This is a genomic window from Haladaptatus sp. DJG-WS-42 (assembly GCF_037198285.1).
Taxonomy (GTDB): Archaea; Halobacteriota; Halobacteria; order Halobacteriales; family Halococcaceae; genus QDMS2.
In genome coordinates this window covers 1,625,458-1,641,745 of the sequence record NZ_CP147243.1, presented here as the reverse complement: position 1 = coordinate 1,641,745, position 16,288 = coordinate 1,625,458, and the positions used below count along the sequence as shown (strand labels likewise).

Below are 16,288 nucleotides of genomic sequence, written 5' to 3'. Positions count from 1 at the left end.
AACAATGTTCAACAAAATGAGTCGGAGATCCCCAGAATTAGCTCTTCGAAATAGACTCAATAGCAAATAGTCGAGGCGGTAATGACAATTTATGCTTCTCCAGAGTTGTTTTGTATCATAATATGAACGAGCGGCATTTCCAGTCTGAGTTAGAGTTGAGAGAATTCCAAAGGAAAGCACATCGCAAGCCAGACCTATAGCAAACCGCTGACCAACCCGCTACACCTGGCGGTAGGCCGCGAGTTCGAGCAAGAGCAACTACTGACTGTCGGCAGCACCGCCGAGCGAACCTACGGCCCGACGGACCAGCACGGCCTGCCTACTGACGGACCACAGGCCAGCGGTGAATGGGCGTCCAACTACAACACAGCCACTAGCGAGTTCGTGGAGTTGGTGCGGGGAGTCGCGAATGACTCTCCCCGGACACGCCCCTCTGTCGCGTGGCAGGCGAAGCTGCGCGGACGCATCGGTGTCTGGCCGGTCCTTGGGAAAGCAGACCTCGTTGCAATCATCCCAGCCAGTCCCGGTGATGCGCACGATGTCACCATCTACATCCTCGAAGCCAAATCATCCGTCACTAAGCGGACCTCCCATCGCATCCAGGCCACCGTCTACGGCCTCCTAATCGAGCAAGCCCTCAAGGGAACGGGCATCGACGCTGAAATGAAGGGGAGCATCGTCACCCCCGAGAATGAGCTCTCGACGACGCCTCTGAGAGACCTCGACACGTTCTCGTTCAGCACCATGGCCTCAACGCTGGAAGCTGCATTGTCATCGAACGGTTCCCTCACGGAGGCTATCGGCGGGGATTACGACAAGATGCAGCGACGGCTGGCGCCGCGCTGCGCAGCGTGCCCACACGAACAAGTGTGCCTCACCAAGGAGCTGGAGACATCAGGGCTCGGGCTCGGACTACTCCAGCTCGACGAGGGCGTTCAGGAGACGTTAATCGACATCGGTATCACGTCGCTCAGGGAGTTCGCTGATCTCGTTGATCTCTCCGGCGTCAATCGATACGGCGAGGTTGACACGTGGGAGGACATCCCGTTCTCTGCCGGTGCCGGAGGCACCGTTGACGCCATCCGCGAGCGCACGAACATCTCCAACATCCGGAAGCTTGCGGTCGGTGCGGCCCGGTACGTTGACGAGGTGGATTTGGGCAACCATGACCACTGGCCTGGCGCCATCCAGGGATCGGGCTACGGGCTACCAGCGGACGACCTGAGTCACATCGGCGAGACCCAGTACCCACCGCACTCGCTCATCAAGGTGTTCATCACGGTGGTGCCTGACCCGGTCCGCAACTGTGTGGCTGCGCTCGCGGCACACATCACCAGCAGCGAGGGTGAAGAGAGCATCGTGGCGTACCCACAGCGGCTACCCCGTAACCCCCCTCAGCTCGAAAACCAGGAGCAGGCGCTCCTCTTCCGGTTCTTCAAGCGGTTGGGACAGGTTATCGGGACGCTGAAACCAGATATCAGCACCGAGACCGACACCCGGACGGACGGCCCTATACTGTCGACGAGGGCTTCCCGCACCTCTACTTCTTCACCGAGAGACAGCGTGAAGTGTTGATGAACGCCGTACGGCGTCACGAACAGCTCCGAGAGGCGGACGCTGTTCGCTCGCTGCTTGGTCTCCGAGGTGCCATCGCCGGCACCCCGACGACGAACGTCCCCGACCAGGAGATGGTTTCGGTACTCTCGCATGAACTTCGCCAACGCTTCGAGATGCGGTTCATCGGGCTCGGGCTGGTCCAGACTGTCGCGCAATTCTGGGACGGGAACGTCTGGTTCGGCTGGGACGTCGCACCCTACGGCCAGCACGGCTCGGAACCTTCACTAACGGAAATCTTCGCCGCCGACCTATTCGAGCTTGAGGTAGAATACACCCATTCCGGTGGCATGCTTAATATCAACCACACCGGTACCCCTGGCATCCTAAGCGGGAATGCACAGGCGCAGTTCGGCTCATCATACCCGATGGCCAACCGCCACGAGACCACGATTCCGGCGGCGTACATCTGGGCCGAGCGTGACCGACTGACTCCAAAATGGGCCAACACGCCCGACGAGGAGGCCGCTATCCAGCGGTACCGCTACCGAACGGACAGCCACACGGACCGCATCACCCAGGCGGACATCGAGACGCTTCTGAAGCGGATGGCCGCATCCCTGGCGCACATCGAACACGGCCTCGAGGTGCCGGCGAACGGCAACTCCTGGCCCGACGCGGGCAAGGACGCGAAGGTGACGAAGGCGCCGCTCAACGTCTCACAATTGACCCAGCTCTCGCAGGGGCGCGGGTCGCTCGCGTCGACGATCCAAGAGTACGCGCTGTTGGAACACGACGCGAGCAAGAAGCGGGCTATCTACAAGTACCGCCAACCGCTCGACGAGCGCGTCGAGTCCGGCCACTCGCTCGTCCTCCAGGCCACTAACGCGTGGGAGGACGACAGTGGTCGCTACACTAACTACTACCTCGACGGCGACATCGTCGACCCAACCAGCATCGGTGCTGGTGGTGGGCTGAATCGGACCATCCCGCTCTCCGTCGAACAGGGTGACTGGATGGTCGTCACCGAGCTGGACATGGGTGCCTCGCCACTGCGCATCCGCGAACTCGGTGACCGTGCCCACATCATCCGGTCGACGGTGGTCATCGTCGAGGAGATGGACCAGAACACGGGCTACATCCAGCTGAACTGTATGGACACGGGTACCTGGCTCCGAGCGAACGTCCCGTGCGTCACGAGCCACCGAACCCCCGAGGTGGAGGTCGGGACGGCCACAGGACGGAACCCGCTCCCGGCTCCGGACCACCTTACGACGGTGCTCCAGACTGGCCGCCACTACGTCCTCGACGGGTTCGCGGACTCCATCGACAAGATGCGCGCTTTCCCGGCCCTCGCTGCTGCCGCCAACGCGGCGGGTGGTTCCTCGGGGAACAGCCTATACGACCATATCAACGACCTCTACAACCGATAACCATGTATCAACATCAGTACACTCCCCCGTACGACCGCACCGCGCTCGATGGGATCATCGACGACATCAAAGCCAACTGGCGCTCCGGGTTCAACACGGAGCAGGAGGCGTTCGCGCGGGACATCAGCCAAAAACTCATTGGGCTGCAGGGCCCGCCCGGGACGGGGAAAACGTACACCGTCGCCCCTGCTGCGGTGGCTCGTGCGCTCAGCTACGCCGGCGACGAGCCGTTCACCGGTCAAGTATCTGCTCACGCCCACGACGCGGTCGACGAAGTGCTCGACGACGCGAACGACGTCCTCGAGGTGCTCGACACCGCTGGCTGTCTCCTCCGGCCAGTCCGGCTATTTCGGATTTATCCCAGCGGCATCCCTGCGGGTAGTGAGGAGATTCAGGGTCAGTTCATTGAGCACTACAGCTACAACTATGACCGCGACACGCTCGTTGGCGAGTTCGAGGCGCACTTCGAGGACGCAGAGTCGCACCCCATCCTCGTTTTCGGACCACCCGTCACCATCCGGGGTCTAATCGACAAGCTGGTCATGGATGGGGTCATTGACGGCGACCGAATCGATCAGCTCATTCAGGGGGCTCGGCTGACCTCCACATCTTCCAGTACGCGCTGGTCGACGAGGCGTCGATGATGGACTTGCCGCTCTTATTCCTCCTTGGAGCGTTTGTCACCGAGATGGGGCAGGTACAGCTCGCAGGCGACCACCGCCAGCTGCCGCCCATCCAGCAACACGACTGGCGCGAGGAGGACCGCCGGACCATCGAGGAGCACACCCCGTCACTCTCAGCGCTCGACATCTTGCGATTCGTCCGCGACGAACTCGACAACGTCAGCTATCTCGCTCGGAAACCTCCGAGCATCGCAAACGTCGACAACGAGGTGATGATGCACAGGTTGGTGGAGACGTACCGCCTACCAAAGGATATCGCAAACCTGCTGTCCCGGCTCATTTACTATCCCGGAGACGACATCATCCTCGAAGGACGACCCGATGGAAAAGTCGATCGGATCCCAAAGGTGGCACAGCAGGACGTAGTCTCCTCGGCTACCGTCACGGATGCCAATGGCGAGCTTGGGCTCTCCTATGCGCTTGAGCCGACCAGCCGTCTCACAGTGGGACGATGCGGATACATCTAACTACTACGAGACGCTCTACCTGGCCATCTCAACGCATGACGCCCTCATCAGCTGGCTATGCGAAAAAGATCCGAACCTGACTGGATCAGACCCCAACGATATCGGAGGGGATGTCTATTGGGGCGATGACAAGGAGGAAGCGATCGATAGCTGGTTCAGCCATTATGCCCCATGAACCTAGAAGAAGGGGATCGCTCGGCATTCAAGAACAAATTGGAGAAATTCTTCAAGCACCGGCACTGGATTATGCACGGCCACCCCGATTCTCATTTTGACGCGAATCTGGCGCTCACCGCCTTGTTCTTCCTCAGCTTGACAGGATATCTCGTGGGCGACAGGTACGATGATCTTGTTCGGGCCAAGAAAATCTGAGCGCTAACAGCTCTTGTAGAGGCGACAGGAGTTGTGGTCGATGATTTCTCGAGTTGGTATGTTTAATAATAACTACGAGCTTGTCGATAGCGACGTTTTCAGACTGTCCGTTTGTGAAGTGTACGCATTATGTATTCAGCACGTCTGCTGAAACAGCTCACCGAACAAGGGTTTCAACAGAACCATTCAGTTATGAGAGTGCATCCACCGAAGGATTGATGCCACGTCGCGTACACGTTGGCTTCAGCGAATCGCACGACGGGAAAGACCTGAAGCACGTATCATGACGAGCTCCAGATTCAGACCGGCGTTTGATTTATATACACCAAGCCGCAGTCTGTTGAATCCTAATCGTCATAGAACGTGACGGACCTGACGGGATTTGAACCCGCGACATCTTGGTCCGGAACCAAGGACTCTGTCCACTGAGCTACAGGCCCACACGAACCAGTACTGGAGAGATGGGTAAAACCGTTGTGAGTCAGTCTTCGCCGTCGGCCATTGCTTTGCCGGGTTGGTCGATGACCGAACGCTTCCACGTGCCGCGGGTGAACCACGCGGCGGCGGCGATTGCGCCGACGATGTTGCCGAGGGCCATGCCCCACCAGATGCCGGTCGGACCCATGCCTTCGACGAAGGCGAGGTAGTAGACCGTCGGGACGCGGCCAAGCCAGAGGGCGACCATGGAGAAGACGAGCGCCGTCTTCGTGTTGCCCGCGCCACGGTAGGCCCCGAGGAGGACTTGGAGGACGCCGATGAAGGCGAACTCCACCGAACGAATCCGAAGGTATTCGCTGCCGAGGCGGATGGTTTCCGCGGCGTCTGCCGTACCCGTGTCGAGGAACACGCCGACGATGGGTTCGGGGAACAGTGCGGCGATGACGGCGACGCCGAGCATGACGCCCGCGCCGACGGCGGCGGCGAGTTTGACGGCGCGTTCGGCACGAGCAGTTTGCTGTGCGCCGAGGTTCTGGCCAACCATCGTGTTGGTCGCCCGCCCGAGGCCCATCGCGGGGAGGAACACGAGCGAGATGAGCCGGTTGCCGAGGCCGTAGGCGGCGACGACGGGCGTCGAGAACGTGATGACCATGGCGGTGAGCGTAATCATCGCCAGCGCGCTTGCGGATTGTTCGAGCGCGCTCGGGACGCCGATGGAGACGATTTTCTTGATGATATCGAGGTCGGGGGTGAGGTCAGAAAGGCGCACGTCCGGGCCGGAGGTGGTCTGGAACAGCACGTAGAACCCGAGGCCGGTGGCGATGGCTCTGGAGACGAGCGTGGCGAGTGCCGCGCCTTCGATGCCGAGGGCGGGGAAGCCAAACCAGCCGAAGATGAAGATGGGGTCTAACACGACGTTGAGCGCGACGCTGATGGCCATGATGCGCATGGGCGTGCGGGTGTTGCCGTAACCGCGCATCAGCGCGGAGAAGACAAAAAAGCCGAACAGGAACGGCGTCCCGAGGAAGAACACGCGCATGTAGTCTGCGGCAAGCGGGACGACTTCGAGTGCGGTTTCGGGGTCGCTTGGGAGGATACCGAGCATTGGCTCAGTGACGAAAAAGCCGAGGATGCCAAGCGCGATGGCGAGCAGCGTGACGAACGACACCGTCTGGCCCGCAACTTTGCCCGCGGAGCCTTCGCTCTTCGCGCCGGTGTACTGGGCGACGAGCGTGCTCCCGGCAACGGTGAACCCGCCGCCAACAGAGAGGAGGAGGAAGATGAGCGGAAACGCGAGGCTCATCGCGCCGACGGCGGCCGTCGAAAGGCGGCCAAGCCACAGGGTGTCGGCGATGTTGTAGGCGACCTGGAGGAGCTGTGTGATGACAATTGGCAGCGCCAAGCGGAACATCGGTCGGGCCAGCCCCCCCTCGGTTATCGAACTCTGGGTCTGGCCACTACTCACTGGTGTTATCCAATTGAAGGAAAGATATCAGCGCTCTGGTTCGGCCGCGCTATGGCGTCTCGCCGGTTTCGAGCGTGAACGGTTTCTTCGGGTAGGCAACGCAGGTCAGCATGTAGCCCTTGCCGAGTTCCTCCTCGCCGAGCATCTGCTGGTTGTCGTGGACGACGTAGTCCTCTGCGTTCTCGCCGGAGGCGACCTTCCCCGCACAGGAGATACACTGGCCCTGACGGCAGGCGTAGGGGAGGTCCCAGCCTTCGTCTTCGCCCGCGTCGAGAATCGTCTCGTTGTTTGCGACTTCGATCGTTTTCCCTTCTTTCGCGTACTCGATTTCGAAGTACTCGATTTCGTCTTCGGGGATGTCGGCTGGGCTCGACGAACCAGCGGCGTCGCCGCCTTCTTCGAGTTCGCCGCCAGCTTCGCCCCCAGCGACTGCGCCGACAGCGCCGCCGCCACCAATCGAGCGGTTCATCGGTTCGGGGAAATCCGTTTCTGCGACGGATGCGGCGCGCCGTTCGAGGACTTGGTCGGTGATGTCCTCTGGAAGCGACTTGGCCGTTCCCGTCGAATAGTGCAAGGCCACCGCGATGAGCGTTAACAGCGCCCCGAGCGCGACACCCAGTACTTCAACCATGGTCGGCGGTACGGAAGCCTAGTTTAACAGCATTTTGATTAGGGCGGACGATTCGGGGCAAAAATTGGAATTCGGTGGTCGATTACGGTTCGATTCGCGCGAGCGAGTCGCCCCGGCGAAACTCCTCGTTCTCGCCGACGAGTCGTTTGACGAGGGTTCCAGACTGCGGGGCGGGCACGTCAACGCTCACCTTCTCGATTTGAATCTCGCAGATGGTGTCGCCAGCCTCGACGGTCGCACCCTCGCGGACGAACCAGTTCGAGACGACGCCTTCGTCTACGTCCATCGCGTCCGCTGGCCAAATCGCCGCCGAGTCGACGAGGACAGCCGTTCCGCTCATTGGGTGTCGCGGATGGCGTCTGCAATCTGCTTTGCGCTCGGGTTGATGGCGGTTTCGAGCGGCCGGGCGTACGGAATCGGGACGTCCGGGATGGCGAGTCTGCGAACCTCCTCTAAGTCGTCTAAGGCGTGTTCTGCGACCCGCGTGATGACCTCACCGGTGAGGCCAAAGGAGCGGTAGTCCTCGTCCACGACGATGAGCCGTCCCGTTTTGCGCACCGAGTCAACGACCGTCTTGGTGTCGAACGGGACGAGCGTCCGGAGGTCGATAATCTCCGTCTCGATGCCCTCGTCTGCGAGTTCGCGGGCGGCCTCGCACGCGCGATGGACGTGGAGTCCGAGGGTGACAACGGTGGCGTCTGCTCCCTCGCGCTTGATGTCGGCTTGGCCGAACGGAATCGTGTACGGCTCTTCGGGGACGTCCGTCTTCGGCCCTTCAGGCGACGGCATCCAGCCGAGGCCCATGAGCCGCTTATGGAACATGAATACCACAGGGTCGTCGTCTCGAATCGCGCTGTGCATCAGCCCCTTCGCGTCGTACGCCGTCGAGGGCACGACGACCTTCATGCCCGGCAAGTGGGCGAAGGTGCCGTACAGCGTCTGGGAGTGTTGGCCCGCATCTGAGTACGTCCCGCCAACGGCGGTCATGAGCACCATCGGGACGCTCACGCCACCGCCGCTCATGTACGTGTTCTTCGCCATCTGGTTGTAAATTTGGTCCATCGCAACGCCGAAGAAATCGACGAACATGAGTTCCGCAATCGGGCGCATCCCGGCTTGGGCCGCGCCGACGGCCGCGCCGATGAACGCCGTCTCGCTGATTGGTACGTCCATCACGCGGTCGCGGCCGAACTCGTCGAGCAGGCCCGTCGTGGAGCTGAAGATGCCGCCGTAGTCGGCCACGTCTTCGCCCATGACGAACACTTCTTCGTTGGCGTCCATCTCCTGTTTGATGGCCTCGACCATCGCGCGACTCATCGTCAGTTCCCGCTCTGCGACTTGTTGCGTCATCAGTCATCACCCTCCTGTGCAGCGGCCATGTTCGCCGCTTCGACCCACTCCTCCGGTGGGTTGTGGAACACGTCTTCGAGCGCCTCGTGGGGCTCCGGTTCCGGTTGCTCTTTCGCCCACGCAATCGCCTCGTCTACGCGCTCGTGTGAGCGCGTGCGAATCTCGTCGAGTTCCGATTGCTCGACGCCTTCGTTTAACAGGTCTTTTTCGAGGCGCGGAATCGGGTCGAGTTTCTTGATGCGCTCGATTTCGTCGTCCGGCCGGTAGGCTTCTGCGTCGCCCATGAAATGGCCCATGTGGCGGTGGACCTGTACCTCAAGGAGGGTTGGCCCGTTGCCGTTGCGGGCGCGGCTGACCGCCTCTTTTGCGGCTTCATAGACGGCAATCGCGTCGTTCGAGTCGATGCGTTCGCCGGGCATGCCGTGGCCCTTCGCGCGCATCGAGCCGTCTTTCACGTCCGTGACACGGTCTTTTGGCATGCTGATGGCCCAGTCGTTGTCCTCGATGACGAAGACGACCGGAAGTTGCTGGACCTGCGCTAAGTTCAGCGACTCGAAGAAGCCGCCTTGGTCGATGGCCCCCTCACCGAGAAACGCGACAGCAACGGAGTCGAGGCCGCGCTTTTTCGCAGCCAAGGCCGCGCCGACGGCGGTCGGACAGCCTTGGGCGATAATGCCACTGCACGCGAAATTTTTGGTCGAGTCGAACAGGTGCATGTGCCCGCCTTTGCCCTTGCACAGGCCGGTTTCTCTGCCGAAAATCTCCGCCGTCATCTTGTTCAGGTCAACGCCTTTGGCGATGGCGATGTGGTGGGGCCGGTGTGGGCCGGTGACGGTGTCGTCATCGCGCAGGTGTTGACAGACCCCCGCCCCCGAGGCCTCGTGACCGGCTGCAAGATGCAACTCCCCCGGAATCGGGCCGGCGGAGATGTCGAACGCCGGTTGTTTCCCCTCCAGGTATTCCTCCTGGAGGCGCTCTTCATAGTAACGCGCTGTTACCATGTTCTCGTACATTTCTTTGAGTTCGGTAACGCTTGGCATGGTTTCCCCTCGCATGCAACATTTGCCGAGAAGGCAATTAAACGTTCACGTCTGTAGACAGTACTGACTCAAGGGCGCGAACGTTCAGAAAATTGGGGGTAGGGGGAGTTGGGGTGAGGGGATTGCGTGTGTACGGTGGGGTTAGCACATAGACCGGAGGTCTTCGACGAAGTGGTCTCGGTCGATTCGAATCCACTCTGTGTTTCCGAGCACCCGGAGTTTGTCTACGGTCAGTTCGACGTACTCGCCGCGGTATGCGACGTCTAGCGTGCTGTTCTCGTACTCCAGGTCCACCGCACGGGGGATCCCGTCTTGGTTGGCCTGCATCAATTGCTGTTGAGGAGTAGGGGGTACTTAACGTAGCGAAACCGGCGAATAACGCAAAAAATGATTATATTCCCAGATATTGATGGTATGTCTACCCATGTCATGAAACAGATTGCGTGCGTTGAAAACCGAATTGCTAGAACTGCGGACGGTCAGAAATTCGCGAGAACATTTGTGGCCATTTTTCCAGATTTCACACTAGAAGTTGTCACGAAAGTCGCCAAGCTCAGTCGTCCTTGCGCGCGACTTCGTGGCGGCCGAAGCCGTAGCGAAGCCGGTTTGCGAGTCGCCGCGCGAAGCGCTCGTCGGTGCGGCTCTCGAAGCGTTCTGCGAGCGACTGGTAGATGAGCGGGACGGGAACTTCCTGTTCGAGCGCTTCCTGCACCGTCCACGTGCCCGTCGAACCACCGGCGACGTGGTCTGCGACGTCGCCCAAGTCGTTGCCCTCCTCTGCGAAGGCTTCCTCACAGAGTTCGAGGAGCCACGACCGGATGACCGCGCCGTTGTTCCACGTCCGGGCAACGGCCTCTAAGTCGAGGTCGTACCGGCCGTTTGCGAGCAGGTCGAAGCCCTCGCCGTAGGCCTGCATGAGGACGTACTCGACGCCGTTGTGTACCATCTTCACGTAGTGGCCGGAGCCAGCAGGACCCATGCGGTCGTGGCCCGCCGGGCCGGTTGCGACGGCGTCGAACACCGGCGTCAGTTCGTTGTACGCCCACTCGGGGCCGCCGACCATGAGCGAGAAGCCGAGTTCTGCGCCCGCCGGGCCGCCGGAGGTCCCACAGTCGAGATAGGCCGCCGGACACGCTTCGGCTCGGCGCGTCGATTCCTTGAAAAAGGAGTTGCCGCCGTCCACGACGATGTCCTCGTCGGTGAGTTCCGGATTCAGCTCCGCGAGCGTGGCGTCCACCGCGTCGCCCGCGGGCACCATGAGCCAGATGCGCTTTTGTTCACCGAGCTGTGCGAGAAAGTCGTCGAGCGTGGCGGCGGGCTTCGCGCCAGCTTCCGCGGCCGTGGCGACGGCTTCTTCGTCGAGGTCGAAGGCGACCACGTCGTGCCCCGCTGCAAGCACGCGAGAGACGACGATTTGCCCCATTCTGCCGAGTCCGATGACGCCAAGTTGCATATCTCACCCTCCGTGGACGCAAAGTAAGGGGTTGTGGTTCGGCGCGCGGGGTTTGTGGCGCGAAGACGGGAACCTTTATCAAAATACGGGCAAACTCTCGGGGTATGAGCGTGATGTCGTCGGTAGTATATTGTCGATTGTAAGTCAGTGGAAACTCTCGACGGCACACCGTTGTCGAGTGTACACACCCAGTTACAATCGACACTATCCGCCTGTAGCGCGAATAACTCGCGCACGATTCCTTAGCCGACGGCGACCCGCAGTACCGGGTTTGCCCCTGCTCAGACTCGCTGCTTTCAAACCATGACAGAGATGCAAGAGACCTACGACCCCGACACGATAGAGCGAAAATGGCGCGACACGTGGGAAGGCTCCGACGTGTACGCCTACGAGGGCGACGAAGAGCGCCCCGACTACATCATCGACACGCCGCCGCCGTACCCGACCGGTGACTTCCACATCGGCAACGCCCTTGGTTGGTGTTACATGGACTTCGCCGCCCGGTATCACCGCCTGAAAGGCGACGACGTGCTGTTCCCACAGGGCTGGGACTGCCACGGGCTGCCGACCGAAGTCAAAGTTGAGGAGAACAACGACATCCACCGGACGGACGTGCCCCGCGACGAGTTCCGCCAGATGTGTATCGAGCACACCGAGTCGCAAATCGACGCAATGTACGAGACGATGCAGACCCTCGGGTTCAGCCAGGACTGGAACCACGAGTTCCGCACCATGGACCCCTCCTACTGGGGGAAAACCCAGCGCTCGTTCGTCGAGATGGCGGACAAAGACCTCGTCTACCGCGACGAACACCCCGTCAACTGGTGTCCGCGCTGTGAGACGGCCATCGCAGACGCCGAAGTCGAGAACATCGACCGCGAAGGGACCCTCTACTACATCACCTTCCCCGGCGTCGAAAACGACGACATCGAAATCGCCACCACGCGTCCAGAACTGCTCTCGGCGTGTGTCGGCATGGCCGTGAGCCCCGACGACGAACGCTACGCAGACCGCATCGGCGACACCTTCGAGGTGCCGCTGTTCGGCCAAGAAGTCGAACTCCTCGCTGACGACGACGTGGACGGCGACTTCGGAACCGGCGCGGTCATGATCTGTACCTTCGGGGACAAACAGGACGTTCGCTGGTGGGCAGAACACGGCTTAGACCTGCGTGCGGTGTTCACCGAAGACGGCCACCTGAACGACCTCGCAGGCGAGTTCGAGGGGCTGACCATCGCAGACGCGAAGGAAGCCATCGCTGAGAAACTCGACGCAGAAGGTTACCTGAACGACACCAACCCCACCGAACAGTCCGTCGGCGCGTGCTGGCGCTGTGACACCCCTATCGAAATCCTGAGCAAAGAACAGTGGTTCATCCGCGTCGATACGGACGAAATCATGGCGAAGGCGCAGGAAATCGAGTGGATTCCAGAGCACATGTACACCCGCTTAGAAGACTGGGCGGAAGGCATGGAGTGGGACTGGGTTATCTCCCGCCAGCGCGTGTTCGCCACGCCGATTCCGGTCTGGTTCTGTGACGACTGCGACCACGTCCACGTTGCAACCACCGACGACCTGCCCGTTGACCCAACCGACGCTGGCCCGTCCATCGGAGCGTGTCCCGAGTGTGGCGGCGACAACTGGCGCGGGGAGACGGACGTGATGGACACGTGGATGGATTCCTCCATCTCCGCGATGCACGTCGCAGGCTGGCCAGAACAGGAGTTTTCGCCCGTCCAGCTGCGCGAGCAGGGCCACGACATCATCCGCACGTGGGCGTTCTACACCATCCTCCGCACCGCGGCGCTCACCGACGAAATTCCGTGGGAAGAGGCGCTCATCAACGGCATGGTGTTCGGCGAAGACGGCCACAAAATGTCGAAGTCACGCAACAACTTCGTCCAACCAGAAGAAGTCGTCGAGGAACACTCGGCCGACGCCTTCCGCCAAGCCATCGCGCTCGGCGGCCAACCCGGCTCTGACATCCAGTTCCAGTGGAAGGAAGTCACGAGCGCGACGCGCTTCCAGACGAAGGTGTGGAACATCACGCGCTTCGCCCTCCAGCATCTCGATGAGGAGACGCCGGAGATTCAAGACCCTGCCTACCGCGACGCGGACAAGTGGATTCTCTCGAAACTCGCACGCACGGCCGACGAAGTGGCAGACGACATGGACGCCTACCGCTTCGATGCCGCGCTCCGGAAGGTCCGAGAGTTCGTCTGGCACGACCTCGCAGACGACTATCTCGAACTCATCAAAGGCCGCCTCTACGAGGGTCGCCCCGGCGAGCGCAACGCTGCCCGCCACGCCCTCTACACGGCGCTCACCTCCTCGCTCGTGATGCTCGCGCCGTTCGCGCCGTTCTTCGCGGCGGAAGCCTACAGCCACCTCCCCGGTGGCGAGGAGACGGTTCACCAAGCCCCGTGGCCAGTGCTGAAGTTCGAAGACGAGGAGGCAGAGGCTCGCGGTGACCTCGTCGCCAACGCCGCCTCGACCATCCGTGCGTGGAAATCCGAGGAAGGCATGGCGCTCAACGCCGAACTCGATCGCATCGAACTCTACCCCGATGACGACCTCTCGATTGACACTTACGACCTCTCTGGCACCGTCAACGCCCCGGTCTACATCGAGCAGGGCGTCCCTGCTGTCGACCTCGTCCCGGTCGGCGTCGACCCAGACCACAGCGTCATCGGGCCGAAGTTCCGCGGCAAAGCAGGCGCGGTCATCGCCGCACTCGAGGCCGCAGACCCAGCCGAATTGAAGAAAGAAAAGCGCACGGGCGAAGTTGAGTTAGAGGTCGACGGCGAGACCATCACCCTCGACGCGGACGCCTTCGACATCGAAGAAGAACAGCAGGCCGCGACGGGCGAAGAGGTCGAAGTCCTCGAAATCGAGGGCGCGACGCTCCTCTTGTTCCCATAGAACCGTTTTCGACTTCGGGTGCGCTTTGCGCACCGCTCAGTGCAAAAACTTTCACCGAAGCGGATTCCCCGCTTCGAGCCTTCGTTCGCTTTGCTCACGAAGACATGAAAACGGCCAGTCACTCGCTTCGCTCGTGACGGGTAGTGATTTTCCACCAGAAAACTCATCATCCATCCACGAATTTGTGGGTTCAATGACGTTTTCTCGGCGGCGGTTGCTCACGCTGCTCTCTCTTTCGATAGGTGGGATTGCAGGCTGTAGCACGCAGACGCCCACCGAAAACGACTCCACAGTCACGTCCACCACGCCAACAAAAACCACCGAACCGACCCTGTGGCGCGCCGACGACCTCAAACTCACAAATCACACTGAGACGGCCGTGACAGTAGACATCACGATGTGGGAAAAGCCGTTTGTCGAAAAAGAAGACCCCTACGTTACCGTGACCGAGACGCGCACGCCTGCACCGGACGAAGAACCGGTGTTCGAAGATACCCTCGAACTCGATGCAAGCGGGACGGAAGAGAGCACGCACGTCTACCCAAATCTCGCGGTGTTCGACGACCCGCTCCGCATCAGGGTCGCCGTCGAGGGCGGACCTGTCGGAGTCCACAATTGGATTGGCGACGCAGACGATTATCGCGGGTTGGGTGTGTCAATCGAAACCGACGAGATACGGTTTACGGCATTCGAGGTGTAGGCGGGCACACGGCACGACTCGTCGCCAATCACACCTGTTTTTGCCACACCTCGTGTAGCGCCCCCATGGACGAGCGAGTGTGCGAACACGCCCGAACCCTCGTAAACTGGAGTGCGCGAATCGAACGCGGCGATACCGTCATTGTCAACGTCGGCGAAGACGCCCACGACCTCGGTGTGGCCGTCGCAGAGGAATTGGGGAACGTGGGCGCGACCATGTTCGTCACCTACAGCTCGGCTGAGATGCTCCGTGGCTACCTCAAAAACCACGACGGCGACTTCGACGAGGTGCGCGGCCCCGAACTCGCCGCCTACGAGAACGCAGACAGCGTGCTCTTTCTCGGCGGCGGGTTCAACACCACCGAACTCGCAGACGTCGAAAGTGACGTGCGACAGGCGTACAACCGCGCGACCAACGCCGCCCGGGAAGCCCGGATGGACACCGACTGGGTCTCGACCGTTCACCCGACCCGGTCGCTCGCCCAGCAAGCCGGGATGTCGTATGCAGAATACCAAGACTTCGTCTACAACGCCGTGCTCCGCGACTGGGAGTCACTCGCAGAAGAGATGGCACAAATGAAAGACATCCTCGACGCGGGAAGCGAAGTTCGCCTCGTCAAGGAGGACACCGACCTCACCATGTCCATCGAGGGACGCATCGCCGTGAACTCCGGGGCGTCGGTGGCCTACGACTCGCACAACCTGCCCTCGGGTGAGGTGTTCACCGCCCCCTACGATACCGAGGGAACCGTCTACTTCGACGTGCCGATGACGCTCAACGGCAAGCGCGTGCGCGACGTCCACCTCATCTTCGAAGACGGCGAAGTCGTGGAGTTCAGCGCCGAGCAAAACGAGGCGATACTCGAAGAAATCTTGGACACCGACGAGGGCGCACGCCGACTCGGAGAGTTAGGCATCGGCATGAACCGCGGCATTGACCGCTTCACCGACTCCATTCTGTTTGACGAAAAGATGGGCGACACCGTCCACCTCGCGGTGGGCCGGGCCTACGACTCGAACATCCCAGAGGGCGAAGAAGGCAACAAAAGCGCCGTCCACGCGGACATGATTACGGACATGAGCGAAGAGTCGCGCATCGAAGTTGACGGCGAGGTTGTCCAGCGGAATGGTTTGTTCCGGTGGGAAGACGGGTTCGAAAACGAAGCCTAACTGAGACGCGTCACCTCACCCGAGCAGGCTTTTGACCCACTCGTTGTTCTGGATGAACGCCATCTTTTCGAGGTAGGCGTCCACGCCGAGAATGCGGCCCGCACCGAACGCACCGAGACCGAACAGCAAGGCGGCGTACACGATGTGGTCGTCAACGACCCATCCGTGTGCGATTGGCAGCCCGGCGAGGAGGCCACCCTGTAAGGCCGCGGCCCAGTAGAACAGCATCATTATCGCACCCCAGAATGCGCTCCAGCGGACGAACGCCCCAAGCATGAGCGCGAGGCCTGCAAGCGTCAATCCCCACGCGTTGAGTGGGTCGATGAGCCCGATGTAGTCGGTGCCAAGCGTCATCCACAACCCACCAAGCGGGTTGCCTTCGGGAATCGCGTTGAGGAGGAAGCCTCGGGCCGACCAACTTGGGTCGAGAACCTTCGTAATTCCACCCTGGAACAGCACCCACCCCATGACCACGCGGAGAATGACGAGGGAGTAGCCCACCCAGTGTTCTGAGTAGTCGAAACTGACACTGCGTCCGAACAGCTCAGCGTCCATTGTATTAGTTTCAGACATATACATTCGTGAAAATGTAAACCAAATATAAAAAATTG

At 60.9% G+C, this 16,288-nt stretch carries 16 protein-coding genes and 1 tRNA gene; 8 read left to right on the top strand and 9 right to left on the bottom strand.

Annotated features, from left to right (window positions below; all coding sequences use genetic code 11):
• The first annotated feature begins 384 nt into the window (after nucleotides 1-384).
• The 5 genes from V5N47_RS09030 to V5N47_RS09010 all read left to right on the top strand — a co-directional run bounded on the left by V5N47_RS09030 (nucleotide 385) and on the right by V5N47_RS09010 (nucleotide 4,509).
• Nucleotides 385-1,575 (top strand): hypothetical protein, encoded by a 1,191-nt coding sequence (locus V5N47_RS09030; protein WP_338726998.1) that lies wholly within the window; start codon nucleotides 385-387, stop codon nucleotides 1,573-1,575.
• Complete coding sequence (locus V5N47_RS09025; RefSeq protein ID WP_338726997.1) at nucleotides 1,575-2,987, top strand: hypothetical protein; 1,413 nt, start codon at nucleotides 1,575-1,577, stop codon at nucleotides 2,985-2,987. Before V5N47_RS09030 ends, V5N47_RS09025 begins: the two co-directional genes overlap by 1 nt.
• A gap of 2 nt (nucleotides 2,988-2,989) precedes the next feature.
• Nucleotides 2,990-3,631 carry a hypothetical protein gene (locus V5N47_RS09020; protein WP_338726996.1) on the top strand — a complete coding sequence of 214 codons (642 nt, stop codon included), beginning with the start codon at nucleotides 2,990-2,992 and terminating at the stop codon, nucleotides 3,629-3,631.
• Complete coding sequence (locus tag V5N47_RS09015; protein ID WP_338726994.1) at nucleotides 3,628-4,137, top strand: hypothetical protein; 510 nt, start codon at nucleotides 3,628-3,630, stop codon at nucleotides 4,135-4,137. The genes V5N47_RS09020 and V5N47_RS09015 overlap by 4 nt, the downstream gene beginning before the upstream one ends.
• A gap of 171 nt (nucleotides 4,138-4,308) precedes the next feature.
• The gene (locus V5N47_RS09010) at nucleotides 4,309-4,509 is read left to right on the top strand and encodes a hypothetical protein (protein ID WP_338726993.1); all 201 of its coding nucleotides are present in this window, start codon (nucleotides 4,309-4,311) and stop codon (nucleotides 4,507-4,509) included.
• 367 nt (nucleotides 4,510-4,876) lie between these two features.
• On the opposite strand, the gene V5N47_RS09005 is transcribed toward V5N47_RS09010, so the two are convergent.
• From V5N47_RS09005 to gnd, 8 genes are all read right to left on the bottom strand, one after another.
• Nucleotides 4,877-4,949: transfer RNA gene (locus V5N47_RS09005), tRNA-Arg, on the bottom strand.
• A gap of 41 nt (nucleotides 4,950-4,990) precedes the next feature.
• Nucleotides 4,991-6,412: an MATE family efflux transporter gene (locus V5N47_RS09000; protein WP_338726992.1), complete on the bottom strand. Its 1,422-nt coding sequence runs from the start codon at nucleotides 6,410-6,412 to the stop codon at nucleotides 4,991-4,993.
• A 49-nt stretch (nucleotides 6,413-6,461) separates the two neighbouring features.
• Nucleotides 6,462-7,043 carry a 2Fe-2S iron-sulfur cluster-binding protein gene (locus V5N47_RS08995; RefSeq protein ID WP_338726991.1) on the bottom strand — a complete coding sequence of 194 codons (582 nt, stop codon included), beginning with the start codon at nucleotides 7,041-7,043 and terminating at the stop codon, nucleotides 6,462-6,464.
• Nucleotides 7,044-7,125: 82 nt separating this feature from the next.
• A complete protein-coding gene (locus tag V5N47_RS08990; protein ID WP_338726990.1) occupies nucleotides 7,126-7,383 on the bottom strand; it encodes a lipoyl domain-containing protein in 258 nt (85 codons plus the stop codon).
• Nucleotides 7,380-8,393 (bottom strand): alpha-ketoacid dehydrogenase subunit beta, encoded by a 1,014-nt coding sequence (locus tag V5N47_RS08985; RefSeq protein WP_338726989.1) that lies wholly within the window; start codon nucleotides 8,391-8,393, stop codon nucleotides 7,380-7,382. The genes V5N47_RS08990 and V5N47_RS08985 overlap by 4 nt, the downstream gene beginning before the upstream one ends.
• Entirely contained in the window at nucleotides 8,393-9,433 is a 1,041-nt protein-coding gene (locus V5N47_RS08980) for a thiamine pyrophosphate-dependent dehydrogenase E1 component subunit alpha (protein WP_338726988.1), read from the bottom strand. The genes V5N47_RS08985 and V5N47_RS08980 overlap by 1 nt, the downstream gene beginning before the upstream one ends.
• Before the next feature lie 141 nt (nucleotides 9,434-9,574).
• Complete coding sequence (locus V5N47_RS08975; protein ID WP_338726987.1) at nucleotides 9,575-9,760, bottom strand: hypothetical protein; 186 nt, start codon at nucleotides 9,758-9,760, stop codon at nucleotides 9,575-9,577.
• A 226-nt stretch (nucleotides 9,761-9,986) separates the two neighbouring features.
• Nucleotides 9,987-10,886, bottom strand: coding sequence for a phosphogluconate dehydrogenase (NAD(+)-dependent, decarboxylating) (gene gnd, locus V5N47_RS08970; RefSeq protein WP_338726986.1), 900 nt, complete (start codon nucleotides 10,884-10,886; stop codon nucleotides 9,987-9,989).
• 303 nt (nucleotides 10,887-11,189) lie between these two features.
• On the opposite strand from gnd, the gene V5N47_RS08965 reads away from it, so the two are divergent.
• The 3 genes from V5N47_RS08965 to V5N47_RS08955 all read left to right on the top strand — a co-directional run bounded on the left by V5N47_RS08965 (nucleotide 11,190) and on the right by V5N47_RS08955 (nucleotide 15,677).
• The gene (locus tag V5N47_RS08965) at nucleotides 11,190-13,808 is read left to right on the top strand and encodes a valine--tRNA ligase (protein ID WP_338726984.1); all 2,619 of its coding nucleotides are present in this window, start codon (nucleotides 11,190-11,192) and stop codon (nucleotides 13,806-13,808) included.
• Nucleotides 13,809-14,001: 193 nt separating this feature from the next.
• Complete coding sequence (locus V5N47_RS08960) at nucleotides 14,002-14,508, top strand: hypothetical protein (protein WP_338726983.1); 507 nt, start codon at nucleotides 14,002-14,004, stop codon at nucleotides 14,506-14,508.
• Nucleotides 14,509-14,573: 65 nt separating this feature from the next.
• The gene (locus V5N47_RS08955; protein ID WP_338726981.1) at nucleotides 14,574-15,677 is read left to right on the top strand and encodes an aminopeptidase; all 1,104 of its coding nucleotides are present in this window, start codon (nucleotides 14,574-14,576) and stop codon (nucleotides 15,675-15,677) included.
• 15 nt (nucleotides 15,678-15,692) lie between these two features.
• Here V5N47_RS08955 and V5N47_RS08950 read toward each other — a convergent pair whose 3' ends face one another.
• Nucleotides 15,693-16,232 carry a DoxX family protein gene (locus V5N47_RS08950; RefSeq protein ID WP_338726979.1) on the bottom strand — a complete coding sequence of 180 codons (540 nt, stop codon included), beginning with the start codon at nucleotides 16,230-16,232 and terminating at the stop codon, nucleotides 15,693-15,695.
• Between the last annotated feature and the right edge of the window lie 56 nt (nucleotides 16,233-16,288).

Coding starts and splice junctions, on each gene's coding strand:
- V5N47_RS09015 (WP_338726994.1), top strand. CDS start 3,628: ATGATGGACTTGCCGCTCTTATTCCTCCTTGGAGCGTTTGTCACCGAG.
- V5N47_RS08995 (WP_338726991.1), bottom strand. CDS start 7,043: ATGGTTGAAGTACTGGGTGTCGCGCTCGGGGCGCTGTTAACGCTCATC.
- V5N47_RS08990 (WP_338726990.1), bottom strand. CDS start 7,383: ATGAGCGGAACGGCTGTCCTCGTCGACTCGGCGGCGATTTGGCCAGCG.
- V5N47_RS08950 (WP_338726979.1), bottom strand. CDS start 16,232: ATGGACGCTGAGCTGTTCGGACGCAGTGTCAGTTTCGACTACTCAGAA.
- V5N47_RS08960 (WP_338726983.1), top strand. CDS start 14,002: ATGACGTTTTCTCGGCGGCGGTTGCTCACGCTGCTCTCTCTTTCGATA.
- V5N47_RS08985 (WP_338726989.1), bottom strand. CDS start 8,393: ATGACGCAACAAGTCGCAGAGCGGGAACTGACGATGAGTCGCGCGATG.
- V5N47_RS08980 (WP_338726988.1), bottom strand. CDS start 9,433: ATGCCAAGCGTTACCGAACTCAAAGAAATGTACGAGAACATGGTAACA.
- V5N47_RS09020 (WP_338726996.1), top strand. CDS start 2,990: ATGTATCAACATCAGTACACTCCCCCGTACGACCGCACCGCGCTCGAT.
- gnd (WP_338726986.1), bottom strand. CDS start 10,886: ATGCAACTTGGCGTCATCGGACTCGGCAGAATGGGGCAAATCGTCGTC.
- V5N47_RS08965 (WP_338726984.1), top strand. CDS start 11,190: ATGACAGAGATGCAAGAGACCTACGACCCCGACACGATAGAGCGAAAA.
- V5N47_RS08955 (WP_338726981.1), top strand. CDS start 14,574: ATGGACGAGCGAGTGTGCGAACACGCCCGAACCCTCGTAAACTGGAGT.
- V5N47_RS09025 (WP_338726997.1), top strand. CDS start 1,575: ATGAACGCCGTACGGCGTCACGAACAGCTCCGAGAGGCGGACGCTGTT.
- V5N47_RS08975 (WP_338726987.1), bottom strand. CDS start 9,760: ATGCAGGCCAACCAAGACGGGATCCCCCGTGCGGTGGACCTGGAGTAC.
- V5N47_RS09010 (WP_338726993.1), top strand. CDS start 4,309: ATGAACCTAGAAGAAGGGGATCGCTCGGCATTCAAGAACAAATTGGAG.